This is a genomic window from Bradyrhizobium sp. USDA 4473 (assembly GCF_054063335.1).
This window is the reverse complement of record NZ_JBSSGE010000001.1, coordinates 4,993,299-5,017,379: the sequence shown is the minus strand read 5'-3', so window position 1 is coordinate 5,017,379 and position 24,081 is coordinate 4,993,299. Positions and strand designations below refer to the sequence as shown.

Here is a 24,081-nt window from a genome sequence, read left to right as displayed (position 1 = left end):
AATGGGATCGGTTCACGCGCGCCGCTTCACGGCGTGATCCTGCCGTCGAGCACGGCAAGCCGGAATGGCCGTATCTCGACGGTGTGCCAGACGTTCTCCGTGACATAGGGCTCGCGGGCCAGCCACGCGTCGAGATCCGCACGAGACGGAAACTCTGCAAGAATAACCGATCCGATCATGTCGCCGGCGGCGTCGAGGATGGCACCGGCCGCGCGCAGCTCGCCGCACTCGACCATCGGCTTGATGCCCGCAAAGTGCGCCGGGCGCACCGCGAGGCGGCGGGCCTTGGCGTCCTTGTCGGTCCCGTCATGGGCCAGCACGAGAAATTGCACGATGAATCTCCTTTCCTCAGAGCCGTTCAGCCTTTGCCCGGCAAGGTCATTCACCGGTTGCCCGGCCAGGATCGCCGGCGCGATGGACGAGCTCATAATGCCGCGCAAAGGAATCGTAGTCAGACAAAAGCTCGTGCGCGCGCGGCTCGATCTTGGCGACATCGATATTGCTTCCGGCGAACTGCTTGATGTCGTCAGCTGATGCCCAGTAGGTCACGGCCAGAAACTCGACCTTGTCGCCGAGGGTCCGGTTCAATAGCTCGGCGCCGCGATATCCGCGTATCTGCTGCAGCTGTGGGAACACCGTTTCGGCGACGTGCCTGAGATAGTCAGGCGCATCTCGCGCATCGGCGCGGCCACACCACAATCGTGCGATCATTGCTAGCTCTCTCCTTCGAACCGCGCCCTGATCTCCGGCCTCACGCGCGAGACTAGGGTGCCGCCGCGCCGCGCGTATTGGCAAAAATTGCATTGAGCCGGATGGACAAGATAGTTGACTCCGGCAAGTATTTGCCGGAGCGTCGAAACAGCGCCCGATCCCGGGCTCAAAGCGAGCATCGGCCATGGCCCGCCCCGATCCCCACAATACCGCGCGCTACTGGAACGACCCGGCGATGCCCGGCCTGTCGCTGATGTGCGCCGATTTCACGACCCAGGAATTCGCACCTCACGTTCACGACGGCTTCGTGGTGGCCGCAACCGAATCCGGCGGCGCCGAGATCAAGAGCCGCGGCGTGGTCGGCCGCGCCCAGACCTCCAAATTGCTGGTCTTCAATCCCGGCGAACCTCATTCGGGCTGGATGGGCCGCAGCAGCGAATGGCGCTATCGCGCATTTTACGTGCCGAAGCGCGCGATCGACGATCTCACCCGCGGGCTCGGCACTGACCGGCCCGGCTATTTCTGCCGCAACGAGTTCGGCGACGCGGACCTGATCGGCCGCTTGCTGCGCCTGCACCGCGAACTCGAACGCGGCACCGACCGCCTCCGCACCCGCGCGCTGTTCCTGGAGGGGTTCGCGACGCTGTTCGAGCGCCACGCCGACGGCAATCCGCCGCCGCCTGCAGCCCCGAAGGATCGAAGCCTGCTCGCATCGGTCGATGCGATTATGCAGGATCGCTATGGCGAGCACCTGACGCTCGACGATCTGGCGGACCAGGTCGGGCTGACGCCGTTTCAGCTGATCGGCCTGTTCAAGCGGACGGTATCATTGACGCCGCACGCCTATCTGACTCAGATCCGCCTGGCGCGCGCCTGCGATCACCTCGCGAGGGGCGATGCCATCGCCCATACCGCGATCGTCTGCGGCTTCTACGACCAGGCGGCCTTCACCCATCATTTCAAGCGCTGCTACGGCATCACACCCCGGCAATATGCCCGCGCCGCGGGCCGACATGACGAACCCGCAATTTTTGCCAATACAACGGCGCGGCTGCATCCGAGATAGGCGTGATCGAATTCGAACAAGCTCAAGGTGCACATCGCATGTCGCGGTTCTTCTACCATGAACATCCGGACACGCTGACGCTCGAGACCTGCGTCATCAGGGCCGAGCCGGGCCGCGTCATGCTGGCGGAGTTGCCGTTTTTCACCGGCGGCGGCGGCCAATTGCCGGACAAGGGCTCCATCCGCTGGAACGGTGGAGAGGCCGCCGTCACCGGCTTCGAACCCTCCTCTGGTGGAGGAATCTGGATCCTGCTGGCCAATCCGGTTGAGCCCTCGGGCAGCGTCGAAGCCGTGGTCGATCCCGAGTTCCGCCAGATGATGCGCGAGCTCCACACCGGCACGCACCTGCTCAACGCCATCGTCTACCAGCAGTTCAACGGTGCATTGGTCACCGGCGTGCAGATGAATCCGGACGGCACGGCCCGCATGGACTTCGACCTGCCGGACGCCGACAATGAGCGCCTGCGCGCGCTCGACGGCCCGATCAACGATGCGATCCGCCAGGACCTGGCGGTTAGCGACAGCTACATGCCGATCGACGATGCCATCGATCAGCATGGGCTGATCAGGACCCGCAGCGTTGCGCCGCCGCCGACACTAGACGGCAAGATCCGCATCGTCGAGATCGCCGGCCTCGATCGGCAGGCCTGCGGCGGCACCCATCTGCCCTCCACCGGAGGATCGCGCCTCGTCCGGGTGCTGAAGATCGACAACAAGGGCCGCCATAACCGTCGCGTCAAGATCGGGCTGGTCGGACTGGCGCCCGGCATCTGATTGCAACCTGCGCGCCTCCGCGCTCGGCGCAGGCGGGCTACATCACCGGCCAGAATATCCGGATCGACGGCGGCGCCTCCCGGCGCGTTCTGATCAGACAATCTTGCTGGCTTGCCTAGCCGTAGCTCGCGAAGCGAGACAGAGTGGCAATGACGGGTACAGCCCGCCTTCGCTCACTTCGCTACGATGGAATCTTGCTGGCTTGCCTAGCCGTAGCTCGCGAAGCGAGCGAAGGCTGGTGGGGGAGGCAGGACTCGAACCTGCGAAGCCATGAGGCGGCTGATTTACAGTCAGCTCCCTTTGCCACTCGGGACACTCCCCCGTCCAACAGCATCAGACCGGCCGCGCGAGTGGCGGCGGACCGGGTCATCGAAATGACGCTGATAACCGCGTCAGCCCCGAAGCGGGTACGCGGTCGGGCGCGTTTATGGGCGAAGGCGGTCCCCAAAGTCAACCAAGCGGGCGCCCAATTTGCCGGTTAAATTGCCATTCCGCGATATCAATGACACAAGCCTCACATGAGCGAGCGCGACCGCAAACCCAATTTCCGAGGCAAGGGCGGTAAGCCCTTCCAAAAAGGGCCGAAATTCGGCCGCCCGCCCGGCCGCCGGGAGCGCGAATCCGGTTCCGACGGACCGGTGATTCTATATGGCTGGCACACGGTGGCGGCGGCGCTGGCCAACCCGGACCGCCAGATCCGCAAGCTTTACCTCACCGAGAACGCCGCCAAGCGCCTCGCCGACGAAAACATCGCCACCCGCGTCACGCCGGAGCTGGTCCGGCCCGGCGATATCGACCGCCGCCTCACTCCCGATGCCGTGCATCAGGGCCTGCTGGCGGAGGCCGATCCCCTGCCCTCGCCCGGCATCGACACGCTGGCGCTGGAGGGCATCGTGCTGGTGCTCGACCAGATCACCGACCCGCACAATGTCGGCGCCATCCTGCGCTCGGCCGCGGCCTTCGCGGTGAAGGCGATCGTCACCACTGCGCGCCACAGCCCGGAAGCGACCGGCGTGCTGGCGAAGTCCGCCTCCGGCGCGCTCGAGCTGGTGCCTGTTGTCACGGTGCAGAACCTGGCGCGCGCGCTGACCGAACTGAACGAGCGCGGCTTCCAGACCGTCGGCCTCGACAGCGAGGGCACCGAGGATCTCGGCAAGGTTCCGCTGCAAGCGCCGCTCGCGCTGGTGCTCGGCGCCGAGGGCAAGGGCCTGCGCCAATTGACCCGCGACACCTGCCGCGTCGTCGCCCGCCTCGACATGCCCGGCGAGATCAAGAGCTTGAACGTGTCGAACGCCTGCGTGCTCGCGCTCTATATCGGCGCGAGCCGGCTCGGGCTGATGTGAACGAAAGCGCCCGCTCGCGTGAGCGAACGGGCGCTGATCTCTCGAACCGATGATCGGATCAGTAGTAGCGGCGCAGCACCGGATGGCCGTAGCGATGCGGCGCGTAGCCGTAGCGATAGCCATAGTGCGGGCGGTAGCCGTAGTGATGGCGGTAGCCGTAATGACGGTAGCCATAGTGGCGATAGCCGTAATACGGGCGGCCGTAGCCTTCGCGGTAATACGGACGCGGGGCCCAATTGCCCGGGCCGGTATAGGTCGGGCCCTGGTTGACGTAATAGTACTGCTGCGGCGCGCTGGGATAGGCCGCATCCGGGTCGGGCAGACGCTCGACCGCGCCGTAACCATAACCGCCGTAACCGCTATAGCCACCGCAGCCGCCGCAGCCGTAATTCACGACGGGCGCGGAATAGCCGCACGGGTTGAAGCCGCACGCCATTGCGGGCGCGGTCACCATGACGGCCACGGCCGCAATCAGTCCCTTGATCATTTGACGCATTACTCTCTCCTGTAGATCTTGCCTGTAGGTCTCTCTGTTCGTCGCGTAGCTCTTGGTGGCTATGAAGGGCCCTCTGCCTGAGGGCTCGATTTAGGGGCCTCTCGGTCGCGGTGACCGCATCGGCGGCCCCGGCAACGGCCGCGGCCCATTGAACTCGGGCGCGTAGATCACCGGCGGCGGATCGACCGGCACGTTGGACTGCGCCGGCAGCGGCGCGGAGTGCGCCGACCATGATTCGTGATAGCTCTCGGCCGGCTTGGGCAGCTTGCGGTTGGCCGGCGGCTCGATCTCGAGCCGACCGTAGCCCGGCATGCGGCCGAGGCTCGGATAATAATGGCCGACATTCGGCTCGGGATCGATCGGGCGGCCGCCATAGACGGTCGGCACCATCGAGTCGTTGCGGGCGAGCCCCATCGCACTTTCGACCACCGCATAGGAGGCGTCGACGCCGTTGATGATGATGGGTACGCCGGGCCGCGAGGGCACGACGATGTCGAAGCCGCCGCCGGCCAGCGCCGTCGAGGTCATCGCAGCCAATATCGCCAGCGCAAGACTTGCGCGCATGTTCACCCAGCCGTCCCGAATTGTTCCATCCGCAGCCTAATCCAATGGCTTGGCGGAAGGGTTAAGGACGCGGGCCAAACTGGCGGTAAGCCTAACGCGTAAGCATCGGCATCCGGTCAATGCAGCCGGGTGGGATCAGAAATCGTTAACGGCCGCCCGGTAAGCACCTGTGCGTCAGGCGAAGGCGTTCTCGATGATCGAATGAATGCCGATCGCGATCGTGACCGCGCCGACCGCCACCTGCAGGCCGCGATTGGCCCAGGTCAGCCAGCGTGCCGAGGCCGCCAGAGGCACCGCAATCACGCTGGACAGCACGCCCATACCGATCATCGAGCCGATACCGAATAGCGCGACATAGCCGAGGCCAACAGCAGGATTCGGGGCTTGCGACACGGTCAGCACCAGCAAGGCCGCCGAGCCCGCCATGCCGTGCATCAGGCCGACCAGCAGCGTGCGCCAGCGGAAGCCGTGCGCATGGCTGTGCGCGGCGCGGACGTGCGGCAGGGTCTCGCCGGCATGGCTGTGGGCGTGGAAATGCGTGGCACCGTCGCCATGCGAATGGGTGTGGAAGTGCACGCGGTCGCTCCACAGCCGCCACCAGACATGGGCGCCGAGGCCGACCAGCATGATGCCGACCGCGGTCTCGATCGGCGCCGCGACCGTTTCCGGAATCGCGCGCCCGAGCAGAATCGCCGCACCGGCAAAGATGAACAGCGTGAGCGTGTGGCCGAGACCCCAGGTCAGGCCGTGCTTGACGATGTCACCGACATGGGTGCGGCGCGCGGCGATGCTGGACACGGCTGCGATGTGATCCGGCTCCAGCGCATGCTGCATGCCGAGCAGAAAACCAAGACTCAAGATTCCGAACATCAACCCTCCGCGCCGGCGCGTGACGACAGATCAAACACCAGATCGCTGATCTTGTCAGGCCAGCGCATCCTCAGACAAGCACCTCGTCAAACAGGCCCTGCATCGCCGCCCAGGAGCGGCGATCGGCCCGCGCATCGTAGAGCGCCGACTTCATGATCGAGCCGTCCGCGGTCGGATTGGTGAAGCCATGCAGCGTGTTGCCGTAGCTGATCACCTGCCAGTCGGCAACCTTGCCGGCGCGCATCTCGCTCTCGAACGCGGTGACCTGATCGGGCGGCGCCAACGGATCGTCGGCGCCGGTCAATACCAGCACGCTCGCTTTCACCCGACCTTCCGCCGCAGGCTGCGTGGTCGAGAGCACGCCGTGGAAGCTGACGACGGCCTTGAGCTCGGCGCCATCGCGCGCGAGCTCGAGCGCAACGGTGCCGCCGAAGCAGAAGCCGATCGCCGCACATCTGGTGGCATCGACCTCGGGCAGTGCGGTAAGTGTCGCAAGCGCGGCGCGCGCCCGGGCGCGGAGTTTCGCCGCATCGGTGCGCAACTCGCCGATCAGCGCCATCGCCTGCGGCAGATCGGCAGCCTGTCGCCGATCGCCGAACATGTCGGCCGCGAACGCGACATAGCCGTGCGCGGCAAGCCTGCGCGCCCGCTCCATCGCGAAATCGCCGAGCCCGAGTCCCTCGTGGAACACCAGCACGCCCGGACGCTTTGCGCCGCGGTCGTTGAATGCGAGATAGCCGCGCAGATTGGCGTCGCCGCCGGCGTAGTCGATGTCACCTGTGTGCATGCAATTCTCGTCAAAAGCAGCATGATCCGGAAAAATGGGCACCGGTTTTCCGATACGGATCATGCTCAAACAAAATCGACCGTGATCCGGAACGCATCATGCGCGCGCGACCGGAACTTCACACTGGTTTGAACGCGGGGCAAGGCTGCGCCGGAACAGGCGCGGCACAGCGAGATTAGCTCACCACGATGACGAGAGGAGATCTTGCATGACACAACTGAAAATTCTTGGTGCGGCAGCCCTGCTCGCGACAGCCATGGCCGGCCCCGCGATGGCGCAACAGGCCATCGGCACCGCCGTGCGCTGCTCCAATGCCACACCGGACGCCCGATGCCAGACAATGACACCGGGCACCACCGCGACCGCGTATCATCACCGCGCCTACCGGCGCGATCGCGACTGGCAGAACCCGAGCTGGCAAGACAGCTACAATCGTTATGATCCCGGCCCGGCCGACGTCGCCGCCGGCGTGGTCGGCGGCGCGGTCGGCACCGCGGCTGCGATCGCCACCGCCCCGTTCGGCGGTCCCGACTATTATCGCGGCGCCCCGATGGGCAGCGAGGAATATGCGCGGCAGAACGGCCTTGCCTGCACCCCCGGCACCTGGTTCCGCGGCAGCGACGGCCTCCGGCACCCCTGCCAATAGCTCAGGCGAACGTGCAGCGATGCAAGGGGCGGCCTTCGGGCCGCCTTTTTGCCGTCCGGCCGGAGGCGAAATGCTCTGGCCGAGCCGAGCGGGCGCCACGCCTGAGCCAGCATCGAAAGCTGGTGCCGGCTGAGGGGATTGAACCCCCGACCTTCAGTTTACAAAACTGCTGCTCTACCGCTGAGCTAAGCCGGCGAAATGGCGTGATTTGCGCGCTCGCATAGCAGACTTGGTGCGGCAGAGCCAGAACCAAGGCCAAGCCTCGCCCCAAGCTTTGAGGCTTGCACTCACCGCAAAGGTTCCGCAAGATTGGGAACCGGGAGCCACAAACAGATTCGGGCGAACACCTGATGACGGAACAGCAGCTGCGGGCACGGACGTCTTTGCTGAAGGCAACGCTGTTGGTCTGCGCCCTGCTGATGGGTTACTCGGATCTCATCACCACCAATGAGATATTGCAGCGCGGAATGGGTGAGCTCAACCCGTTCATGCGGTTCACCCAGGAGTGGCTGGGCGAATGGTGGCTGATCGCCAAGCTGGGCCTGACCTATCTCGTGATGTGGATGCTTTGGCGCGGCAAGAGCGAACGCCAGATGGCCTATGTGGTCGCCTTCATCGCGACGCCGGTCTACAACAATCTGATCATCCTCGCGGGCACCCATTGAGCTGCCGCTAGCGCTGACCAGCGCGCTTCGCGTCGCATCGTTGTCACATCCCGTTGATGTTTCGAAACAATGTTCGGCAGGCGTGGCCGAGGATGGCGTTGGACAAGGCGCCGCAAACCGCCCTAAGCTTGCTTGATCCCGGCAACGAGGCCGCCAAGGCACGGTTCTGACGACGATGGACTGGTCCTACTATCTCGTGGGTGGTGCTGTTGTCCTGCTGCTGCTCGCCTATCGGCTGCACGGCGGGCTGTTCAGGAAGGACACGCTGCAGGACGAGCGGCTGAATCGACAGATCGACGAACGCATCGCGCGCATGGACTTCAAGCGCGAGAAGAAGCACGAGCCGTCCCAGCCATAAGACCGGCCAGCCGCGCCGCGCGGATTGTCAGTCAGCCGAGATCGACCGCCGGCCGCGGCAGCCGCGCCAGCTCGCAGGCGAATACGGCAGCTCCGAATCCGCCGAAGTGTGCTTTGACGCCGGCGCGACCTCCGGCACCAGATTCTTCGATGCCGCTGCCGACGCAGTCCGCTGCTGCAAATCCCCTGATGATCCCGTGAACGCCGACCGTCCTGCGGTCGATGTTGCCTTCAAACCGAAGTGCCTGGGCATCGAGTCCTCCATCCAGCTTCTTGTGGCTCACGCCGTGCGTCGTCCCCAGGTCCAATCCGAACACGTCGTTGCGATTCAATCAAAGCGCTTCGCTTGATTGCCCACAAGGACGGAGAGAGCCGTATTATTCCGGTCTTCAGCCGACGTTTCACGTCATCGATCGCGCGTGCCCGCAGTGCAGACTGTGCCACCTCGAGCGCGCAATCGATCACGGTCTGCGCCATGGTGAACTGTCCCGTTGCGCAACCTCCGGTCCAGGGTCGCGCCCGCCGCCCTCCCTTGGCAGGAATCGTGGGATCCTTCCCGTAGCATCACCCATGCCGTGCCTTGTTTCTGTTCTTGCAGCCCGAAACGCGGTATGCAGAATGTCGGATGGGACATCAGCCAATGACCTATTTGATCCTTGCCCGGGACGGCACCAGCCAGATCGTGCTGAAGCGCGACAGCGAAGACGCGGCCGAGAAGAAGGCGCGCGAGCTGAAGGAGATGGGATGGTTCGAGGTCGAGGTCCGCGAGGACCGGGCGGGCGCGGTCGGCGCCACGCCGACCGATCGGTCCCAGACCCTGCAATGAACCGCTTCCTCTGGTGAACCTTTTGCCGGACGGCCCTTACACATGTGTGAGGAGCCGACGATGTCCGACACAGCACATTACCGCTTCCAGTCCGATCAGGCGCGGCGGCTGGCCCGCCAGGTCACCGACGCCGCGGTGCGCGAGAAGCTGCTGGAAATGGCCGAGGAGTACGGCCGCTACGCCGACCTGATCGAGGCGCGCAGCACTGAACGCGCGCCCGCCGAGGCGACTGCTCACTAGGCGGCTCGCCGCTCCGACCCACTACTTTAGCGCGGGACCAAATCTGCGCGAAAATGCCTGAGGATTTGTTCGGAACATTATGCCCTCTCACGCGATTTTCTGCGCATGAGGGTCCGCGAAGCCAACCGCAATCTGCTGCTTCTGGGCAGTTTCACGCTGCTCAGCATGGCCGCGGCCGGCATCGTCGCCCTGCTCGATCCAGCGCCCGCGCCGGCAAACGCGGCACCACCGCCGGCGGCGAATCAGGCATCGGCTAGCGGGCAGACCCCAGTCCGGATCGTCGGTACCCCGTTCGTCCCGAACACCAATCCCCGCCAGCGCTGACTGCCCGACGTACCGCGCGATTGTCACAAATATGTCACCGCACCTGTGAAACAGGCGTCTTCGTCAACCATCACGATGGCGAGTGCTTGATTCCGCGCGGTTGCTTTGCTGGAATCCGCGCGCTCAAGGTGCGCCATGAAGTGGATGAAGGAACGCGATCTCCTGATCGCGCAGACAATGGCTTTCGTACAGTCGGTGAAGGGCAAGCTGCCCGACGCCGGGCTGCCGACGCCTGCCCCACGGACGGCCACGCCAGTGGCGCCTGCCCCGCCGCCCGCCGCCGCGGCGGCCACGGCCGAGGCCAAGCCCAGCCTGGATCACAAGCCGGCCGTGGACGAGACGACCCTTCTGGAGATGAAGGCCGCCCTGGAGATCAAGCCGGCGGCCGAGACCCGGATGGTGACGCCGTCCCCGCTTCCGGTGCCGACCGTGCTCGAGGGGCTGCCCGCTGCGCCGCCGCCTTTGGCAGTGACGGTCGTCGAGGTCCCGCCGCCCCCGGCGCAGCCGCCGCAATTCGCAAGACTCGACATCAGCGGCGACTTCGGATCCGAGGTGCGGGAGCGGGTTGCGAATTTCCGCGCCCAGCAGCAGCGCTTCCTCAGGGAGCGCGAGGAATATTGCACCACGACCATGGCCAAGGTCCGCGCTGCGATCCGCGACAACAGCGAGCTGCCGCGCTCCGGCAAGTAACCGGCATTCCTTCGTCCCTACCGTCTGCCGACCTCAGCCCTGCGCGCCCGATTTCACCGGCTCGGTCAGGAAGCGCCCGCTTGGTCGCGTCAGCGCCGGCTCCTCCAGGGCGTCGCCGGCAGGCTGCCTGCCTTCCGTCATCGATCGCAAGCTGGCGATCGCCTGGGTCATGCGTTCGGCGAATTTGGCCGCGGCGCCGTCGAGGAACGCCTTGTCCTTCGGCTTCGGCCTGGCGATCCGTAGCTCGAAACGCGACGTCCCGTCCGGGCGTTCCAGAACGGCCCGGGTCATGATGATGCGCGGCGCGCCGGGCACCGGCAGCGTGATCCCGACCGTGAAATAATCGACCGGACGCCAGTCGAGCGTTTCCTCGACATTGGTATGGTTGCCGTGGGCGCAATGATTTTTGGTGCCGACCCCGCGCCGCCCCTTGCCCGACTCCTCGACGATGTCGTCGGCGTCCCACCATTTCTGCCATTGCCCGGGCACGGTGATGAACTCCCACACCGTCTGCCGGGGCGCGGCGATGTCGAATTCGAGGATCGCGTAGGCATCGTCGCGCGTCACCTCCATCCGGACCTGCGCGTCGTCCTGCTGCCACGCCGCTTCGAGGTCGCGCGCCCACAGCGTCACGTCGCCGATGATGTCGATGGTCTCCTGATGCGGGATCAGCCCCTGCGCCGCCGGATCGACGCCCATGGCGCGGATCGCCGCATCGCTGTAGAGCACGTAGGCGCGGCCGCCGAGCTTCTCGCCGACGCTGTTCTTGAGCAGCCGGTGGACCAGGATGACGTCGCGGCCGGCAAGCTCCTCCCGGCCGCCCATCTTCTGCTTCACCATCTCGCCGTGATGGATCACGAATTTGAAATCGAGATCGCCCATCGCAACGCAGGCCTTGCACTCGCAGGTCGAGGCCTGGCGGACGTCGCGCAGGCGCCGGCGGAATTTGAAATAGGCGCCCTCGATCGCGTCCTGCAGCAGCGAGCCGTCGATGGTCCCGGTCGCGTAGACGAATGCGGCGTCGCCCTCGAACTTGGCGAGACGAAATGGCGGGCGCAGCCCCTTCACCACCACATCCATGAAATCGGCGATGATATCCTGCGCGTGGTCGAGCTCGACCGCTGCGAGGAAGTTGGTATAGCCGGAGATGTCGGCAATCGCGAAATATGCCGCTTCAGCTTTCGGAAGCATCGAGACCTCCAGCGCAATCGTTTCGTGACGATACGCAGTCTGTCATACCGAAGCGCCTGAGGTCGAGGGCGGTTTAGCGCCCGCCGATCTTCTCCAGCACCGGCAACAGGTATTTCAAGAACTCGCCGGGGTTTTCGCTCATCGGGAAATGGCCGAGGCCTTTCATGATCGTGGCCTCAGCTCCGGCGATGCTGTTCGCCACCGCCAGCGTCTCCTCCGGCGTGCAGGAATAATCGTATTCGCCCGACAGCAGGAACAGCGGGCAGCGTTTCGTGTCGATCTCGGCTATGCGGGCGCGGATGTCGCCGTCGATCTTGTAGAAATAGAGATCGCCCTTGAACACGCCGGGGCCGCCTTGCATGTAGTGCCACAGCGTCTCCCACCGCTCGCTGTCGGGCGCGTCGGGCCCGACCAGCCCAGAGACGATGGCAGCAGCCACCTCGCCGCCATGGACGTCCGGCCGGTGCAGGAAATTCAGATCGTAATAGGGATCGACATGCGCGCCGGCCTGCAGGCCGATGATGGCGCGGAAGCGCTCGGGATGCTCGAGCGCGAGATGCAGCGCGATCCGGCCGCCGATCGAGCAGCCGATCGCGATCGGCCTGTCGAGATCGAGCGCGTCGATCACGGCTAGGATCATCGCGGTGTATTGCGCCGAGGTCAGTTGGTACTCCTCGTCGTGCCAGCCTTGCGGCGGCGACGACTTGCCGTGCCAGGGCATGTCGAAGGCGATGACGCGATGATTGCGCGTCACGCGTGGGTCGTTCATCAGGCCGCGATATTTGCCGCCCGTCGGCGCCCGCGGTGTGCAGGCAGAGCAGCGGCGTGCCTTCGCCCGCCTCCTCGACATAGACGCGGTGCAGACGGCCGGACAGCTCGAGCTGCATGTAGCGGCCGACGATCGGCTCGAATTTGGCGCTCATGCCGCCGCTCCCTCGCCGCGCAGCTTGCCGAGCGCCTCCTTGAAGTATCGCAGGTTCGCCATGAAGATCTGCAACTCGCCCTCGGCCCTCAGCACGCGGCGCTTGATCAGCGCCATCAGGTCGTTGGAGCCCGGCGGCGGCCGCTGTTCACAGAACTTGCCCCACTCCTCCTCCGAGGTGCGCAGCGCGAAGGACGACGACGGCATCACGAACGGCCCCTTGGTCACCGCGACGATCCGGCCCTCATGGATCGCGATCAGCCAGGCGGTCTTGCCGATCTCGAGCAGGAATGTCGTCGTGAGGAAGCGGCCCCGCCGCACCAGGCCGGCGTCGCCATTGACCCGTTGCTTCAGCGTTTCGATCATATCAGCTCCCTCCGACGGCCGCCGAGCGGGTCGTTCTCCGGCAATGATGGAAGGAATGCGGGAGCCGTCAATCGGCGCCGGCGTCGCGCGGCCACGGCATTTTCGCGCGGACCGCTACATACGGATTTTGGCTGGAGCCGGGAAAGCGAGAGTCAAAGCCACGACCAGACCAGCGCCACGTTCGCGGCGCAGGCTGCGAGCAGCACAACCGCAAGCGCGAGTTGCACGCGTTCGTAGGGGGGCTGGTGGATCGCTCTCATGGAAGGAAACATCCGGCGATTCTACCCGGAGAGTCCCGGGGATTCTTTTTTCCGGGGTTTACCGCTCATTAAGGACTCAGGGCCCTTCGCGAAAGGGCCGAAATGACTCATATTTTCAGATGCTTGCCTGGAATCATCATTCACGGTTCCGTGATCGCAACGGCGAGCTCTGAGGAAACCCGGGGCCACCGGTGGCGTTGTCGTGGGTTGTTTGGGGAAACGACGAATGCCGTATGCGCTGTTCTATCAAGACGCCAAGCTGAGCAAGGCGTATCCGACCGAGGCCGACGTCTGGAAGCTTGCCAGGAAATCCGGGCTGGTGGTGGATACGGTCTCGGAAGAGGAAAAGTCCTCGCCCCGCCCGGTGCTGGATAATGACTACGAGATCCGGGCCTGCCAGCTCGAGCCGAACGAGGATCCGGTCAAGAACAAGGCCGATGCCGATCGCGAGGCGCGCCTGGAGCCGCGGTTGAACTGACGATGCTGCTCCGGCCGGTCCCGCATGGCGGGCCGGATGCCGAAAATGCGGTCCGCTTGCCTACGGCGTCGCCGTCGCCAGCGAAGCCTGCTCGGCGGCGAGCGACACGCAAATCTTCCGCCGATGCAGACCCCGGATCGCGCCCGTCACCTTGAGCACCTTGCCCGCCGTGCAGGACGCATCCTGCACCAGCACGACCTCATAGGGCGCGAGCGACAAAGGTTCGGATTTAAGGACAGTCTGGGCAACGCACGGTACAGCGACCGCAGAGAGGATCAGCCCTAACGCAAAACTACGCATGTTTGTTTGTCCACCAGCCCCGGCGTTCCCATAATAACGCATCACGATGAAAGTTCCGTGCAATGCAGGAATTATTTTTTGCATTGCACGATCAGGCGTGAATAGCGGCTGAACAAGCAAGCGTCAGGCCAAAAAAAATGCCAGGCCAACGAAAAAGGCCGGCCCGAAGGCCGGCCTTTCGATCTCGATGAGATACGATCAGTAGCGGGAACCCACCGGGCCGCCCCAGCCGAAGCGGTAGTTGACCCCGAGCTTGACGGTATGTTCGTCGTTCCGGAAGCTCGCGCCGACGATGTCGGCCGGACCGCTGGTGAAGGTGGTTTTGCCGAAATTGTAGTACTGGTACTCGGCCTTCGCCGACCAGTTCGGGGCGAACATGTATTCCAGGCCGGCACCGACCGTGTAGCCATCCTTGTGGCCGCCGTCGGTCGTGAAGGCCGTCGGCACGCCGCCGACCGAGGCCGTGATGTTGTTGTTGTCGCGCCAGGCGTAGCCGCCCTTAGCGTAGAGCAGCGCCGGACCCCAGGTATAGCCGAGCCGGCCGGTCACCGAACCGAGCTGGTCGGTGTTGCCGGTCACCACGGTTCCGGCGGGGAATGTCAGGCCGTTGTTCGAGGAGCTCGGCAGCCAGGAGTACTGCGCCTCGATGCCCATCACCCAGTTGGGGGCGAACTGATAGTCGAAGCCGCCCTGCACGCCACCCATGAAGCGCGCGTCGCTGCCCATCAGATTGTTGCCGTCGGTGAACGCGCCGCCGACATGGCCGCCGATGTAGAAGCCGGTCCAGTTGTAGACGAGCGCCGGTGCGGTATACGGCGGCGGTGCCTTGGTATAGGTGCGGGCCGGCATGTCAGCCGCAAACGCCGGGCCCGCAAGGGCGGCCAGCGCGACTGTGCCGAGCAAAAACTTCTTCATCTCTGATCCCCGTTACGAACGCTGCGCTGTTAAGCCAAACAACGTGACGCCAATTAGGTTGCTTTGGGGCAATGCCGGACCTGTGATGTTTCCAAGCTGTGACGGGGTCGCAACAACGCCCGTTTGTTCCCTGGCACAGAAGGTTTTTTCACCGGTTAAGCAGCCGCATTTCGGCTGCATGTAAGTCGCAAACGGCTAAGTTGAAGTTCAACGCTCCGCGAAAAGTGATCGGAGTTCGCTAACGTTTCGATCAGGCCGCCGGTCAGGGTTGCGACCAGCCACCGCGGTTTTAGCGCGCCATCTTCTCCAGTTCCGGAAATGCCGCGTAGGACGCGCCGGCGCACTGTTCGGCGGCATTGTCGAGGATGCGGTCGAGCCGGCCGTCGACGAACATGACGCCGTGCTCCCGGGCCGGCCGGTAATTGCCGTCGGCGTCCTTCGCGCTGTAGCGCAGGCACACCACGTAGCGCAGCCGGCCGCCGACCGTGCGCTGCGCCGGATCGGCAATCGCGGCCTCGCGGACTCCGACCGGGTTGTTCAGGTAGGTCCGCATGAAGGCGAGGATCTGCTCGCGGTAACGGTCCGGGAACGGCTGGTTGGCGACGCCGCGGTCATCGGTGAAGGTGGTCGGCCCGCCGCCATCGTCGCTGGTGAGGCAGCCGGCCAGCGGGATCGAGAGCAGCAGGATTGCCGCCAGTCGTGATGCAGTCCGCAAAGTCAGCTGTTTCATGTTGCCCCGGCCGCGTCTCATAGACCGGCGGGTGACGAAAGGGAATTCGCAACTCGGTTATTCCTGAACAGAAACGACCGGCGTCCGGGTCTCAGCCAATACCGAAACGCACTCCGGCCCGCCGCCATTGGGGAAGCAATGGACAAGCGGGCCGGTTCTGCATCCAAAGGAAGCAGCGGGGCAATGTGGATCGAACTACGTCCCTCGGATCAGGTTCAGTCGCGCTGATCAGCCGCGCTTGGCCGGCACGACGTGCTTGGTGGCGACCTTGGCCGGAATGTGCTTGGAGGCGTGCTTGGTCGCGTGCTTCGGCGACTTCACCTTCAGCATGCCCATGTGCTTGTGGTGGCGGTGATGGCGATAGTGCTTGTGGTGCATCCGGGCGTTGGCGTTGCGCACCTTCGAGGGCAGCTGCTCGCTCTTGACGACGGGGGCAGCCTTGGTCGCCGGGGCGGTCGTGGTCGCCGGCGCGGGGGTTGCGGTCTTGCCGGTCTCGGCGGCCAGCGCGGGCGCTGCGATCACGGACATGGCGAGCAGCGCGGCGGAAATCGTCTTCAACATGGTGGTCCTCCTCTGCGGGATCGAGAGGTCTCCGGCCGGATGGTCGGCCTCACCGATCAATGCATGCGAACTTAGGGGTCACGCACTGAACCCGTTCTGAAGGGCATGGACGGAATTCATTCATGTGAATGACATCTTGGTCATGTTGCCGCTGCGGCCGGCCGCTCGCCGACATCACGCAATCGTGGATTCGGCCGGGAATGTTCTGCACCCCTGGGTGTTCAAGTCATCAGGCTTCGGTGTAGGATTGCCGAGCACGATCAGGAACGATCAGGAGCAACCAGGAATGAGCAAGACGCCGCAGTTTCGTTGGAAAATTTTGGGCCTCGCAGTGCTCTCGATGACCCTCGCCGCCGCGCCGGTCGTCTCGGCCTATGCCGCGGGCAGCGACAATCCCTCGCCGCCGGCTTCCGACAGCGGCAGCAAGGGCAAGAAGGCGAAGAAGGACAAGAGCTCCGCGATCGACGATCAGAAGTTCCTGGCCGGCTATCGCGCAGCCTATACCACGATCTACGACAAGCACGATTACACCGCCGCGATCGAGCAGCTGAAGGCGCTCGGCCAGGACGACCGTGCCGACGTCGCCAACCTGATCGGCTACTCCTATCGCAAGCTCGGCGACTACAAGGTCTCGCAGATCTGGTACGAGCGCGCGCTGAAGGCCGACCCGGCCCATGTTCGCACCTGGCAGTATTACGGCCTCTGGCAGGTCGAACAGGGCAACCGCGACCAGGCGCAGTATCACCTGAACCGCATCGCCCAGCTCGCCGGCACCAACAGCGACGAATACCGCTCGCTCGCCGCAGCGCTGGAGAAGCCCCCGGGCACCGGCCTGGTTTACTGAACGGTCGACCGTCTCCCCAATCGAGCCGGCGTGGTCACAACGACCACGCCGGTTTTTTTGCAGCCGTTGCAGCGTAGGTGGAGCGACTTGTCCGCCGTAGCTCGAAGAGCGAAGGCGGAAGCGATACCCATCATGCCTCCGCGCTGATCGAAGGTGATGGGTTTCGCTGCGCTCTAGCCATCTTGGGAGCTAGTGGCCGCTCGCGCAGCATAGGCATCGAGCACATCGTCGGCGCTGTAAGACGGACGCGCCGCGAAATCGTCGCGCAGGCCGAGCCGCGCCGATGTCCTGAGCCGCGCGGCAGTCGCTTCGGTCATGATCGGTAGCAGGCCGATTTCCCGCAGCCCCTCCGCGACGCCGTCCATCTCCACGGCACGGCGCTCGGCGTGCAGCACATCGGTGCGCACGCACATGTCGACGAATTTGCTGTAGCGCGTCGCGTCCATCGGTTCGCAAATGCCGCGCAGCGCTTCGCTGCGAACCCCCGCGAGCGAGGCTGCGGTCAGCGCTTCCACGATCAGCGCCTCCATGCCCTTCGTCACGACGCTGCGCAGCATCTTCACCGCTGCCGCGGTGCCGGCCTCCGGGCCGGCAAGCTCGATCGTAAAGCCCAGCGGCGCGAACGCCTCGGCAAAGCGCGCGGCGCCGTTGCCCGAGCAGTACAGCGGCACTGCCGCGCCATAGATGCTGACCGCGCCCATCAGATTGGCATCGACATAGGCGCCACCATTCGCCGCCACGGCCTCGCCGACTGATCGCTTGATCCTCGGCGTGGACGCGTTGACGTCGACCACCAGCATGTCAGGCCGAACCAGGCTGGCGATGGCTTGGCCCACTGGCGCGGCCGTCGCGACCACGACCGCCGAGAACACGATGTCGGCGCGCGCCATCAGCGCTGGCAGGCTGTCGACCAGTTCGACCCCGCAGGCGGACGCCATGCCCCGGAACGCATCCGAATACGGCGGACGATTGGTGTTGCCCTCGCAAAACACCAACGGCGCCGCACCGTCCTTGCTTGCGAGGTGGGCGGCGAAGCACTGCGCTGCCTCGCCGAAGCCGACAAAGCCGATGCGCATGCGGGTCATCACAACCTCTTGCGTCATGCAACTCTCACGAAGCAAGAACCGTGCCCGGATGCGACGGTTTCTCACGATCCGGCGGCGATCCCGACCTCGCGCCGGCGGCCGAGAATGGCGACCATGACCAGCGCGCCGACCGAACAGGCGAAGGCGAGCTCCAGCACGGCGTTGCTGCCGAACCGGGTCAGCAGATAGGCGAGCGCCGGCGGCGAGGCCGCCGAGATCAGGTTGAGCGGCAACGCGATATGCGAGGTCGTCTTGGCGAACGCACTCTTGTCGTAGAACACCAGCGGGATCGTCGCCCGCGCCACTGCGCACCGATCGCACTCTTCGCGTTCCGCCCGGCCACTCGTTCAGCATGATGTAGGCGGCCGTGCTCAGCGCCGCGCTTCCGGCCATCCCAAGTATCGTCCAGGCGATGAAGTAACCCGCCGCGTCATGCGCGCAGGCGAGAGCGATGAACCCGAGCGCGGCGACCGCGCTGCCGGTCATCATCACCCGCCGCGCGCCGACCCGCCGGAACGGTTCCACCAGCAGCGGGCCGCACAGGCCCATGGTTACGTAGAGCGTCGAGGTGCCGCCGAACACCAGCGGCAGCGAAAGGTGGAGATCGGCCGCAATCCGGTGGCCGGCAATCGCCGGCAGGCCAAGCGTGCCCCAGCCGACGATCTGCGCAACCGCTAGGACGACCAGCACGCGGCCGATCTGCCGATCCATCCCAAGGAGCTGTCCAAGAACCTGTCCAAGAACCTGCGCCCGGCTCGCCCCGGCCATGACCAGCCCATCGCATTCAATCAGAACGCTGGGCTAACCGACCTGGCGTGACAGGATCAAGACAGTGGCGCGTCGCACCGCTTCGGGAGGTGTTTAATCAAGAAGAGTTCCAAAGAATACGAACGATTGCAGATAGTTACGGGTAGTGCTCGAGGCGCCGGTCCGGCTTCTGCGGAAGGCTCGTGCCGACCGTGCCGCCATCGGCGGTGTCCGCCGGCCTTGCCGGGCGCGCGGCCCGCTCGATCGGCGGCGCGCCCTCGCCCGTCTTCCCTGTGTCGTTCAGCGCCTGGCCGGTGGTGGTCAATTTGGTGGCCTGCCCGGTCCCGGCCGAAGGGCCGGAGCTCTGCGCCAACACGGTTCCCGACAGCACCAGAGCCGCCATCAGTATCGCCGCGTTGACTGTCATGGGGAGCCTTCTGCACATCGACAATGCACAGCAACGCGCCACGACCGATCGCGTTCCAACGCCGGCGCATCGCCGGCGCGGCAGAGTTAATATCAATCACCGGCGGCGGATCGCCCCGGCGGGGACGGCTCAACCGGAGTCCACGAAGCCAACATGCAACTGCTCTCCACCCTGACCTGCCCGGCCTGCGGCTTCGCCAAGGCCGAGACCATGCCGACCGACGCCTGCCAGTTCTTCTACGACTGCGCGGACTGCGGCATTCGCCTCAAGCCCAAGGCCGGCGATTGCTGCGTGTTCTGCTCCTACGGCTCGGTGCCGTGCCCTCCGGTCCAGGCGAACGGACAATGCTGCGGCGATGCCGCGTGTGGCGGCCGATGATCGGCTTGCGAACAGTGCGACCGGCATCGCGCGCCGAACGCCGCGACCCCGGTCATCGCCTCACTTCGTCTTCTGGATCGCCGTGACGGTGTAGCCGCCGTCGCCTTCCTGGGCTTCGAACTTGACCTTGTCGCCGACCTTCACCTGCTTGAGCAGCGCGGGATCCTTGACCCGGTAGACCATGGTCATCGGCTCATCCATGCCGAGGCTCCTGGCCGGGCCGTGCTTGAGCGTGATCTTGCCCGCGCCCTCGTCGATCTTCTTGACCTCGCCGTTGATCGCTGCGGCCTGCGCGAACGTCGCGCCCAGCGTCAGCGCCAGCGCGGCGGCGCCAGCGCCTGCAATCCGGATCATCCTGTTCATCATTGTCGTCCTTCTCGTTGCTGGTTTCATTTCACGATGACGCGGCCGGTCATCCCGTACTCGCGGTGATCGGGGATCAGGCAGGCATATTCGAACGTCCCGGCCTTGGTGAACTTCCAGACGATCTCCGCGCTCTTCTTCGGCGCCACGCGAACGCCGTTCGGATCGTCGTGCTCCATGTGCGGATGCTTCTTCATCACCTCCGCATGCTTCAAATTCTCCGCGGTGGTCGCCAGCAGGAATTCGTGATCCTCGGTGCCGGCATTCCTGATCACGAATCGGATCTGCTCGCCGCGCTTGACCTCGACGCGGAACGGCGTGAACTCCATCTCCTTCATCTCGATCTCGACCGTGCGCGACGGCTTGCCGGGATCGCCGGGCTCGCCCGCCGAATAGGATTGGTGATCGTGCTTTTCGTGGCCGCGCGACGGCACGGCGGTGAGCGACAGCGCAGCGAGCGCGATGCCGATCGTGGTGATGTTCTTCACTGGAGTCTCCATTTTTGATTTGCTGCGTGTTGTTCGTGGGCGATGGGCGTGATCCGCTACATCTTCATTCCCCTCATCGATGGCTTGGCGTTTCGCTCGGGCGCGGCCGGTGGCTGCCGCGCGGGCTCGGCGGCCGGCGCGTCGACCTCGTAGGCAACGGTGCCCGGCGGATAATTGTAGGGACCGGGATCGCTGTAATCGTCGCGGCCGAGCCCCTCGCGGATCTTCATCACCGTGAACATGCCGCCCATCTCGATCGACCCGAACGGCCCGATGCCGGTCATCATCGGCAGCGTGTTGTCGGGCGCGGGCATCTCCATGTTGCCCATCGCCATCCCGGTCGATCCCATCACCATGGCGTCAGGCGCGAGCTTGCCGACCACCTTCGCGAGATCCTGCCGCGACACGCCGATGAAATTCCTGACGTCGTGACCCATCGCGTTCATGGTGTGGTGCGACTTGTGGCAGTGGAACGCCCAGTCGCCCGGATTGTCGGCGAGCATGTCGAAGGCCCTGACCGCACCGACCGGCACGTCGGTCGTGGTCTCCGGATATTGCGCACTCTCCGGCACCCAGCCGCCGTCGGTGCAGGTCACCCTGAAATTGTGCCCGTGCACATGGATCGGATGGTTGGTCATGGTCAGGTTGCCGATCCGCACCCGGATCCTGTCGCCGAGCCGGATCGGCATCGGATCGATGCCGGGATAGACCCGGCTGTTCCAGGTCCACATGTTGAAGTCGGTCATCTCGTTGACCTTCGGCAGGTACGTGCCAGGGTCGATCAGGTAGCTGCTCATGATGAAGACGAAGTCGCGGTCGACCGGGCGGAATGCCGGGTCGCGCGGGTGCACGATGAACATCCCCATCATGCCCATCGCCATCTGCACCATCTCGTCGGAATGGGGATGGTACATGAAGGTCCCGCTGTGCTTGAGCTCGAACTCGTAGACGAAGGTCTTGCCCGGCTTGATGTGCGGCTGGTTGAGACCGCCGACACCGTCCATGCCTGCCGGCACGATCATGCCGTGCCAGTGCACCGTGGTGTGCTCCGGCAATTTGTTGGTGACGAAGATGCGCACCTTGTCGCCCTCGACCGCCTCGATGGTCGGGCCCGGCGCCTGGCCGTTATAGCCCCAGAGATTGGCCTTCATGCCGTCGGCGAATTCGCGCACCACGGGCTCGGCGACGAGATGGAATTCCTTCCAGTCGCCGTTCATCCGCCACGGCAGCGTCCAGCCGTTGAGCGTGACCACGGGCCGGTAGTCGGGCCCGCTGGTCGGATGCAGCGGCGGCTGCGTCACCGCCTTGTCCATGGTTGGTGCTTCCGGGATGGCAGCGGCCTGCACCCGGCCGGTGACTGCGCTCGCCGTCACCAGCGCCGCGCTGCCGAGAAATCCACGCCGTGAGAACATCGTGTTGTCTCCATTCAATGATCGCTGGCGGCGGGTGCGGCCGAAGCGACGGACGATGGTGCCGATGCTGCGCCGGCCGAACCGCCGCCGTTGATCGCGGTTTGCAGATCGGATTGCGCCAGCCAGAAGTCACGCCTGGCGTCGATCGCCGCGCGCAGCGAGGCGAGCCGCTGCCGCGCTTCGGTCAGCAGCGCGAACACGTCGACCTGCATGCTGGAGAAGCGCAGCTGCATCTCCTCGGTGATGATCTGCCGCAGCGGCAGCACCTCGCGCTGGTAGTGGCGCGCGATGTCGTAGGTCGAGCGGTAGACGCGGTAGGCGTCGCGCGCCTCGGAGCGGACGTTGATCGCCTTCTCGGTCAGGCGGTTCATCGCCTGCCGGTAGGTCTCGGCCGCCTGCCGGACCCGCACCTCGCCGCCATCGAAAATCGGGATCTGGAACTGGACGTCGAAGCCGCGTTCCCTGAACGGTGGGCCTTCGGGATCCTGCGTCCGCCTGTCGATGCCGGCGACGTCGAGCAGCGTGACGAAGCGGGTCGCCTCGGTGAGATCGAGCGCCTTGGCGAGGGCTATGATTTCCATCCGCGCGATCTGCAGATCGACGCGGTGACCGACCGCGGCGACCTCGATCGACGGCTGTTGCAGTGGCCGCTTCGGCAGCAACGGCAGCCGGTCCGCAATCCGGAAGCCGAGATCGCCGTCCCACAATCCGAGCAGGCGCGCCAGCCGCTCGCGCGCGCTCGCCGCGTTCTGCCGCGCGCTGGCGAGGTCAGCCGTGATCTCGGCGTAGAACACCTGCTCGCGGGCCTGGTCGAGCTTGTTCATGCCGCCGGTCTCGCCGAGCTTTTTTGCAAGTTGCGCAGTCGACTCCGCGGTCGCCTTCGCATCCGTCAGCAGCGCGACCGTCTCGTTGGCGGCGACCGCGGCAACGTGGCTGCGCCGGACCTCGGCGGCGAGCCGCAGGGTGGCGAGCGCGGCCTTGAGCTGCGCCTGCCGGAAACGCTCGCGTGCGATCTCGGAGCGGACCGGCAGCGTCGCCAGCGCCAGGATGTCGCCGACCACCTGCCGCTCGACCTCGCTGGCGCCGTTGCCGGTGATGCGCTGTAACGAGAAGGTCGGGTTCGGCGGCAGGCTGTCGGCGACCAGGTCGGTCTCCGCCAGCGCCAGCTCGTTATAGGCCGCCTGCAAACCCTTGTTGTTCAACAGCGCGACCTGCACGGCGGCATCCGCCGTCAAATTGCGCGCCAGCAGCCGCTTCACTAGGGCATCGGTGGTCGCGGCCTCGTCCGCGGAACGCACGAAGGCGACGTCCTTGCCGATCGCCCTCTCCGTCACTTCGGAGACCACGCCCATGCCGGTGTCGGGCGAGAACGACGCGCAGCCCGCGAGCGCGGATGTCAGCAGCAGGATCGGCGCAATGGCCAGATGTCGCATGGCGCCCTCCTACCGGTCCGATTTGGCCGGCGGCGTCACGCCGTCATTGCGCTCGCGCCAGGGTAGCGGCGTCGCCGGACGCAGGCTTTCGTAAGGCGCAATCGTCGAGCGGTAGCCGACACCGGCCGTGCGCGCCGACGGATTTGCCGGATCGCCCGCGACGGCGACCGGCCGTCCATCGGCGATGCAGCCGGCGAGCGGCGCGGCCGCGAGCATGACGGCGGCGATCCGCGGCACGAATGTGGGTAGCGCGCGCCGGCCACGCTGCGTGGCTACGGCGGCGAGCCTCGCCCCGAGATGCGAAAACATGGGTCTGTCCCGATCATCAGTGAATCACAGGCATGCGCACGCGAGCCCGCGGCGCAGCCACGATGTCAGCTCAGGATCAGGCGATGGGGGGACGATAGAGTAGCGCCGGCGCCTCGCTGCGCAGGCTCTGAATGGCCTCGGCGAGACGGGTCGCGATCGGGTGCAAGGGACCGGCGACCAGGGGAAGATCGGCCGGCAGCGCCGATACGCACATCAAGGCGCAGCACGGGCCCGGCATGTTCTTGCCGTCGTGGCTGTGCGTTGCGGGTTGAGCACCATCGTCCGCGTGATGCATGTGCATGCCGCCATGATCGTGGGCGGCATGATCATGCGCGACATGCTCGGCATGTGCCATCGGCATCGCGGCATCATGCATGTGCACCGCGACGGCCGGCTGGACCTCGTCGGTCAGGCATGGAAACGGCGCCCCGAATGCCAGCGCAAATGGCGGCGCGATCACGCAGAACAGATAGGCCAGGATGATGGAACATCCCGCCCGCACCCGCCCTCGCCT

General features: G+C 65.4%; 36 protein-coding genes, 2 tRNA genes and 1 pseudogene. 14 read left to right on the top strand and 25 right to left on the bottom strand.

Features of this window, described 5'->3' with window-relative positions; genetic code table 11:
* Window positions 1-26 precede the first annotated feature (26 nt).
* Window positions 27-428 (bottom strand): YciI family protein, encoded by a 402-nt coding sequence (locus tag ACVW17_RS23490; protein ID WP_456754121.1) that lies wholly within the window; start codon window positions 426-428, stop codon window positions 27-29.
* On the bottom strand, window positions 379-711 hold the full coding sequence (locus ACVW17_RS23485) for an antibiotic biosynthesis monooxygenase family protein (RefSeq protein ID WP_456754120.1): 333 nt from the start codon (window positions 709-711) through the stop codon (window positions 379-381). Before ACVW17_RS23485 ends, ACVW17_RS23490 begins: the two co-directional genes overlap by 50 nt.
* 184 nt (window positions 712-895) lie before the next feature.
* Here ACVW17_RS23485 and ACVW17_RS23480 point away from each other — a divergent pair, with 184 nt between their 5' ends.
* On the top strand, window positions 896-1,777 hold the full coding sequence (locus tag ACVW17_RS23480; RefSeq protein ID WP_456754119.1) for an AraC family transcriptional regulator: 882 nt from the start codon (window positions 896-898) through the stop codon (window positions 1,775-1,777).
* 38 nt (window positions 1,778-1,815) lie between these two features.
* Entirely contained in the window at window positions 1,816-2,550 is a 735-nt protein-coding gene (locus ACVW17_RS23475; RefSeq protein WP_456754118.1) for an alanyl-tRNA editing protein, read from the top strand.
* 236 nt (window positions 2,551-2,786) lie between these two features.
* Here the strand turns inward: ACVW17_RS23475 and ACVW17_RS23470 are convergent.
* A tRNA-Tyr gene (locus ACVW17_RS23470) sits at window positions 2,787-2,872 on the bottom strand.
* A 196-nt stretch (window positions 2,873-3,068) separates the two neighbouring features.
* Between ACVW17_RS23470 and ACVW17_RS23465 the strand changes: the two genes are divergently transcribed.
* The gene (locus ACVW17_RS23465) at window positions 3,069-3,893 is read left to right on the top strand and encodes a TrmH family RNA methyltransferase (RefSeq protein ID WP_456754117.1); all 825 of its coding nucleotides are present in this window, start codon (window positions 3,069-3,071) and stop codon (window positions 3,891-3,893) included.
* A gap of 58 nt (window positions 3,894-3,951) precedes the next feature.
* Here ACVW17_RS23465 and ACVW17_RS23460 read toward each other — a convergent pair whose 3' ends face one another.
* The 4 genes from ACVW17_RS23460 to ACVW17_RS23445 all read right to left on the bottom strand — a co-directional run bounded on the left by ACVW17_RS23460 (window position 3,952) and on the right by ACVW17_RS23445 (window position 6,610).
* Window positions 3,952-4,389, bottom strand: coding sequence for a hypothetical protein (locus tag ACVW17_RS23460; RefSeq protein ID WP_456754116.1), 438 nt, complete (start codon window positions 4,387-4,389; stop codon window positions 3,952-3,954).
* A 90-nt stretch (window positions 4,390-4,479) separates the two neighbouring features.
* Window positions 4,480-4,953 (bottom strand): hypothetical protein, encoded by a 474-nt coding sequence (locus ACVW17_RS23455; RefSeq protein ID WP_456756511.1) that lies wholly within the window; start codon window positions 4,951-4,953, stop codon window positions 4,480-4,482.
* Between the two features lie 174 nt (window positions 4,954-5,127).
* On the bottom strand, window positions 5,128-5,823 hold the full coding sequence (locus ACVW17_RS23450; protein ID WP_456754115.1) for a HoxN/HupN/NixA family nickel/cobalt transporter: 696 nt from the start codon (window positions 5,821-5,823) through the stop codon (window positions 5,128-5,130).
* Window positions 5,824-5,893: 70 nt separating this feature from the next.
* Window positions 5,894-6,610 carry a dienelactone hydrolase family protein gene (locus ACVW17_RS23445; protein ID WP_456754114.1) on the bottom strand — a complete coding sequence of 239 codons (717 nt, stop codon included), beginning with the start codon at window positions 6,608-6,610 and terminating at the stop codon, window positions 5,894-5,896.
* 208 nt (window positions 6,611-6,818) lie between these two features.
* Between ACVW17_RS23445 and ACVW17_RS23440 the strand changes: the two genes are divergently transcribed.
* Complete coding sequence (locus ACVW17_RS23440) at window positions 6,819-7,256, top strand: hypothetical protein (RefSeq protein WP_456754113.1); 438 nt, start codon at window positions 6,819-6,821, stop codon at window positions 7,254-7,256.
* A 120-nt stretch (window positions 7,257-7,376) separates the two neighbouring features.
* Here ACVW17_RS23440 and ACVW17_RS23435 read toward each other — a convergent pair.
* Window positions 7,377-7,451: transfer RNA gene (locus tag ACVW17_RS23435), tRNA-Thr, on the bottom strand.
* A gap of 155 nt (window positions 7,452-7,606) precedes the next feature.
* On the opposite strand from ACVW17_RS23435, the gene ACVW17_RS23430 reads away from it, so the two are divergent.
* Both ACVW17_RS23430 and ACVW17_RS23425 read left to right on the top strand, forming a co-directional pair.
* Entirely contained in the window at window positions 7,607-7,921 is a 315-nt protein-coding gene (locus ACVW17_RS23430; RefSeq protein ID WP_456754112.1) for a DUF5658 family protein, read from the top strand.
* A 175-nt stretch (window positions 7,922-8,096) separates the two neighbouring features.
* Entirely contained in the window at window positions 8,097-8,279 is a 183-nt protein-coding gene (locus tag ACVW17_RS23425) for a hypothetical protein (RefSeq protein ID WP_456754111.1), read from the top strand.
* Between the two features lie 31 nt (window positions 8,280-8,310).
* Here ACVW17_RS23425 and ACVW17_RS23420 read toward each other — a convergent pair whose 3' ends face one another.
* Window positions 8,311-8,610 (bottom strand): hypothetical protein, encoded by a 300-nt coding sequence (locus ACVW17_RS23420; RefSeq protein WP_456754110.1) that lies wholly within the window; start codon window positions 8,608-8,610, stop codon window positions 8,311-8,313.
* A 308-nt stretch (window positions 8,611-8,918) separates the two neighbouring features.
* Here ACVW17_RS23420 and ACVW17_RS23415 point away from each other — a divergent pair, with 308 nt between their 5' ends.
* From ACVW17_RS23415 to ACVW17_RS23400, 4 genes are all read left to right on the top strand, one after another.
* Complete coding sequence (locus ACVW17_RS23415; RefSeq protein ID WP_456754109.1) at window positions 8,919-9,104, top strand: hypothetical protein; 186 nt, start codon at window positions 8,919-8,921, stop codon at window positions 9,102-9,104.
* Window positions 9,105-9,164: 60 nt separating this feature from the next.
* The gene (locus tag ACVW17_RS23410; RefSeq protein WP_456754108.1) at window positions 9,165-9,344 is read left to right on the top strand and encodes a hypothetical protein; all 180 of its coding nucleotides are present in this window, start codon (window positions 9,165-9,167) and stop codon (window positions 9,342-9,344) included.
* A 105-nt stretch (window positions 9,345-9,449) separates the two neighbouring features.
* Entirely contained in the window at window positions 9,450-9,668 is a 219-nt protein-coding gene (locus ACVW17_RS23405; RefSeq protein ID WP_456754107.1) for a hypothetical protein, read from the top strand.
* Window positions 9,669-9,803: 135 nt separating this feature from the next.
* Window positions 9,804-10,358, top strand: a complete 555-nt coding sequence (locus ACVW17_RS23400; protein ID WP_456754106.1) for a hypothetical protein — start codon at window positions 9,804-9,806, stop codon at window positions 10,356-10,358.
* A 33-nt stretch (window positions 10,359-10,391) separates the two neighbouring features.
* On the opposite strand, the gene ACVW17_RS23395 is transcribed toward ACVW17_RS23400, so the two are convergent.
* The 3 genes and pseudogenes from ACVW17_RS23395 to ACVW17_RS23385 all read right to left on the bottom strand — a co-directional run bounded on the left by ACVW17_RS23395 (window position 10,392) and on the right by ACVW17_RS23385 (window position 12,837).
* Entirely contained in the window at window positions 10,392-11,549 is a 1,158-nt protein-coding gene (locus ACVW17_RS23395; protein ID WP_456754105.1) for a DUF2652 domain-containing protein, read from the bottom strand.
* Between the two features lie 73 nt (window positions 11,550-11,622).
* Window positions 11,623-12,472 (bottom strand): annotated as a pseudogene (locus ACVW17_RS23390) (alpha/beta fold hydrolase).
* The gene (locus ACVW17_RS23385) at window positions 12,469-12,837 is read right to left on the bottom strand and encodes a hypothetical protein (protein ID WP_456754103.1); all 369 of its coding nucleotides are present in this window, start codon (window positions 12,835-12,837) and stop codon (window positions 12,469-12,471) included. The pseudogene ACVW17_RS23390 and the gene ACVW17_RS23385 overlap by 4 nt, the downstream one beginning before the upstream one ends.
* Window positions 12,838-13,323: 486 nt before the next feature.
* Between ACVW17_RS23385 and ACVW17_RS23380 the strand changes: the two genes are divergently transcribed.
* A complete protein-coding gene (locus ACVW17_RS23380) occupies window positions 13,324-13,575 on the top strand; it encodes a hypothetical protein (RefSeq protein ID WP_456754102.1) in 252 nt (83 codons plus the stop codon).
* 60 nt (window positions 13,576-13,635) lie between these two features.
* Here the strand turns inward: ACVW17_RS23380 and ACVW17_RS23375 are convergent, their stop codons facing one another.
* The 4 genes from ACVW17_RS23375 to ACVW17_RS23360 all read right to left on the bottom strand — a co-directional run bounded on the left by ACVW17_RS23375 (window position 13,636) and on the right by ACVW17_RS23360 (window position 16,081).
* Window positions 13,636-13,875, bottom strand: a complete 240-nt coding sequence (locus ACVW17_RS23375; protein WP_050625828.1) for a DUF6719 family protein — start codon at window positions 13,873-13,875, stop codon at window positions 13,636-13,638.
* Between the two features lie 198 nt (window positions 13,876-14,073).
* On the bottom strand, window positions 14,074-14,790 hold the full coding sequence (locus ACVW17_RS23370; RefSeq protein ID WP_456754100.1) for an outer membrane protein: 717 nt from the start codon (window positions 14,788-14,790) through the stop codon (window positions 14,074-14,076).
* Between the two features lie 289 nt (window positions 14,791-15,079).
* Window positions 15,080-15,520, bottom strand: a complete 441-nt coding sequence (locus ACVW17_RS23365; protein ID WP_456754099.1) for a hypothetical protein — start codon at window positions 15,518-15,520, stop codon at window positions 15,080-15,082.
* Between the two features lie 228 nt (window positions 15,521-15,748).
* Window positions 15,749-16,081, bottom strand: a complete 333-nt coding sequence (locus ACVW17_RS23360; RefSeq protein ID WP_456797919.1) for a His-rich protein BRANT — start codon at window positions 16,079-16,081, stop codon at window positions 15,749-15,751.
* Window positions 16,082-16,367: 286 nt separating this feature from the next.
* Between ACVW17_RS23360 and ACVW17_RS23355 the strand changes: the two genes are divergently transcribed.
* Window positions 16,368-16,925, top strand: coding sequence for a tetratricopeptide repeat protein (locus tag ACVW17_RS23355; RefSeq protein ID WP_456754097.1), 558 nt, complete (start codon window positions 16,368-16,370; stop codon window positions 16,923-16,925).
* A 173-nt stretch (window positions 16,926-17,098) separates the two neighbouring features.
* On the opposite strand, the gene ACVW17_RS23350 is transcribed toward ACVW17_RS23355, so the two are convergent.
* Window positions 17,099-18,028: a DUF1932 domain-containing protein gene (locus ACVW17_RS23350; protein WP_456754096.1), complete on the bottom strand. Its 930-nt coding sequence runs from the start codon at window positions 18,026-18,028 to the stop codon at window positions 17,099-17,101.
* A 44-nt stretch (window positions 18,029-18,072) separates the two neighbouring features.
* Window positions 18,073-18,315 carry a hypothetical protein gene (locus tag ACVW17_RS23345; protein ID WP_456754095.1) on the bottom strand — a complete coding sequence of 81 codons (243 nt, stop codon included), beginning with the start codon at window positions 18,313-18,315 and terminating at the stop codon, window positions 18,073-18,075.
* 127 nt (window positions 18,316-18,442) lie between these two features.
* Between ACVW17_RS23345 and ACVW17_RS23340 the strand changes: the two genes are divergently transcribed.
* The gene (locus ACVW17_RS23340) at window positions 18,443-18,688 is read left to right on the top strand and encodes a hypothetical protein (RefSeq protein ID WP_456754094.1); all 246 of its coding nucleotides are present in this window, start codon (window positions 18,443-18,445) and stop codon (window positions 18,686-18,688) included.
* Between the two features lie 226 nt (window positions 18,689-18,914).
* On the opposite strand, the gene ACVW17_RS23335 is transcribed toward ACVW17_RS23340, so the two are convergent.
* Window positions 18,915-19,184 carry a hypothetical protein gene (locus ACVW17_RS23335; protein WP_456754093.1) on the bottom strand — a complete coding sequence of 90 codons (270 nt, stop codon included), beginning with the start codon at window positions 19,182-19,184 and terminating at the stop codon, window positions 18,915-18,917.
* 153 nt (window positions 19,185-19,337) lie between these two features.
* Here ACVW17_RS23335 and ACVW17_RS23330 point away from each other — a divergent pair, with 153 nt between their 5' ends.
* A complete protein-coding gene (locus ACVW17_RS23330) occupies window positions 19,338-19,562 on the top strand; it encodes a GDCCVxC domain-containing (seleno)protein (protein ID WP_456754092.1) in 225 nt (74 codons plus the stop codon).
* 60 nt (window positions 19,563-19,622) lie between these two features.
* Here ACVW17_RS23330 and ACVW17_RS23325 read toward each other — a convergent pair whose 3' ends face one another.
* The 6 genes from ACVW17_RS23325 to ACVW17_RS23300 all read right to left on the bottom strand — a co-directional run bounded on the left by ACVW17_RS23325 (window position 19,623) and on the right by ACVW17_RS23300 (window position 24,069).
* Entirely contained in the window at window positions 19,623-19,925 is a 303-nt protein-coding gene (locus tag ACVW17_RS23325) for a copper-binding protein (RefSeq protein WP_456754091.1), read from the bottom strand.
* 26 nt (window positions 19,926-19,951) lie between these two features.
* Window positions 19,952-20,425, bottom strand: a complete 474-nt coding sequence (locus ACVW17_RS23320) for a cupredoxin domain-containing protein (protein ID WP_456754090.1) — start codon at window positions 20,423-20,425, stop codon at window positions 19,952-19,954.
* Between the two features lie 44 nt (window positions 20,426-20,469).
* Entirely contained in the window at window positions 20,470-21,825 is a 1,356-nt protein-coding gene (locus tag ACVW17_RS23315; protein WP_456754089.1) for a multicopper oxidase family protein, read from the bottom strand.
* Between the two features lie 14 nt (window positions 21,826-21,839).
* On the bottom strand, window positions 21,840-23,258 hold the full coding sequence (locus ACVW17_RS23310) for a TolC family protein (protein ID WP_456797918.1): 1,419 nt from the start codon (window positions 23,256-23,258) through the stop codon (window positions 21,840-21,842).
* 9 nt (window positions 23,259-23,267) lie between these two features.
* Complete coding sequence (locus ACVW17_RS23305; protein WP_456754087.1) at window positions 23,268-23,567, bottom strand: hypothetical protein; 300 nt, start codon at window positions 23,565-23,567, stop codon at window positions 23,268-23,270.
* 76 nt (window positions 23,568-23,643) lie between these two features.
* Entirely contained in the window at window positions 23,644-24,069 is a 426-nt protein-coding gene (locus tag ACVW17_RS23300) for a hypothetical protein (protein WP_456797917.1), read from the bottom strand.
* Window positions 24,070-24,081: the final 12 nt, after the last annotated feature.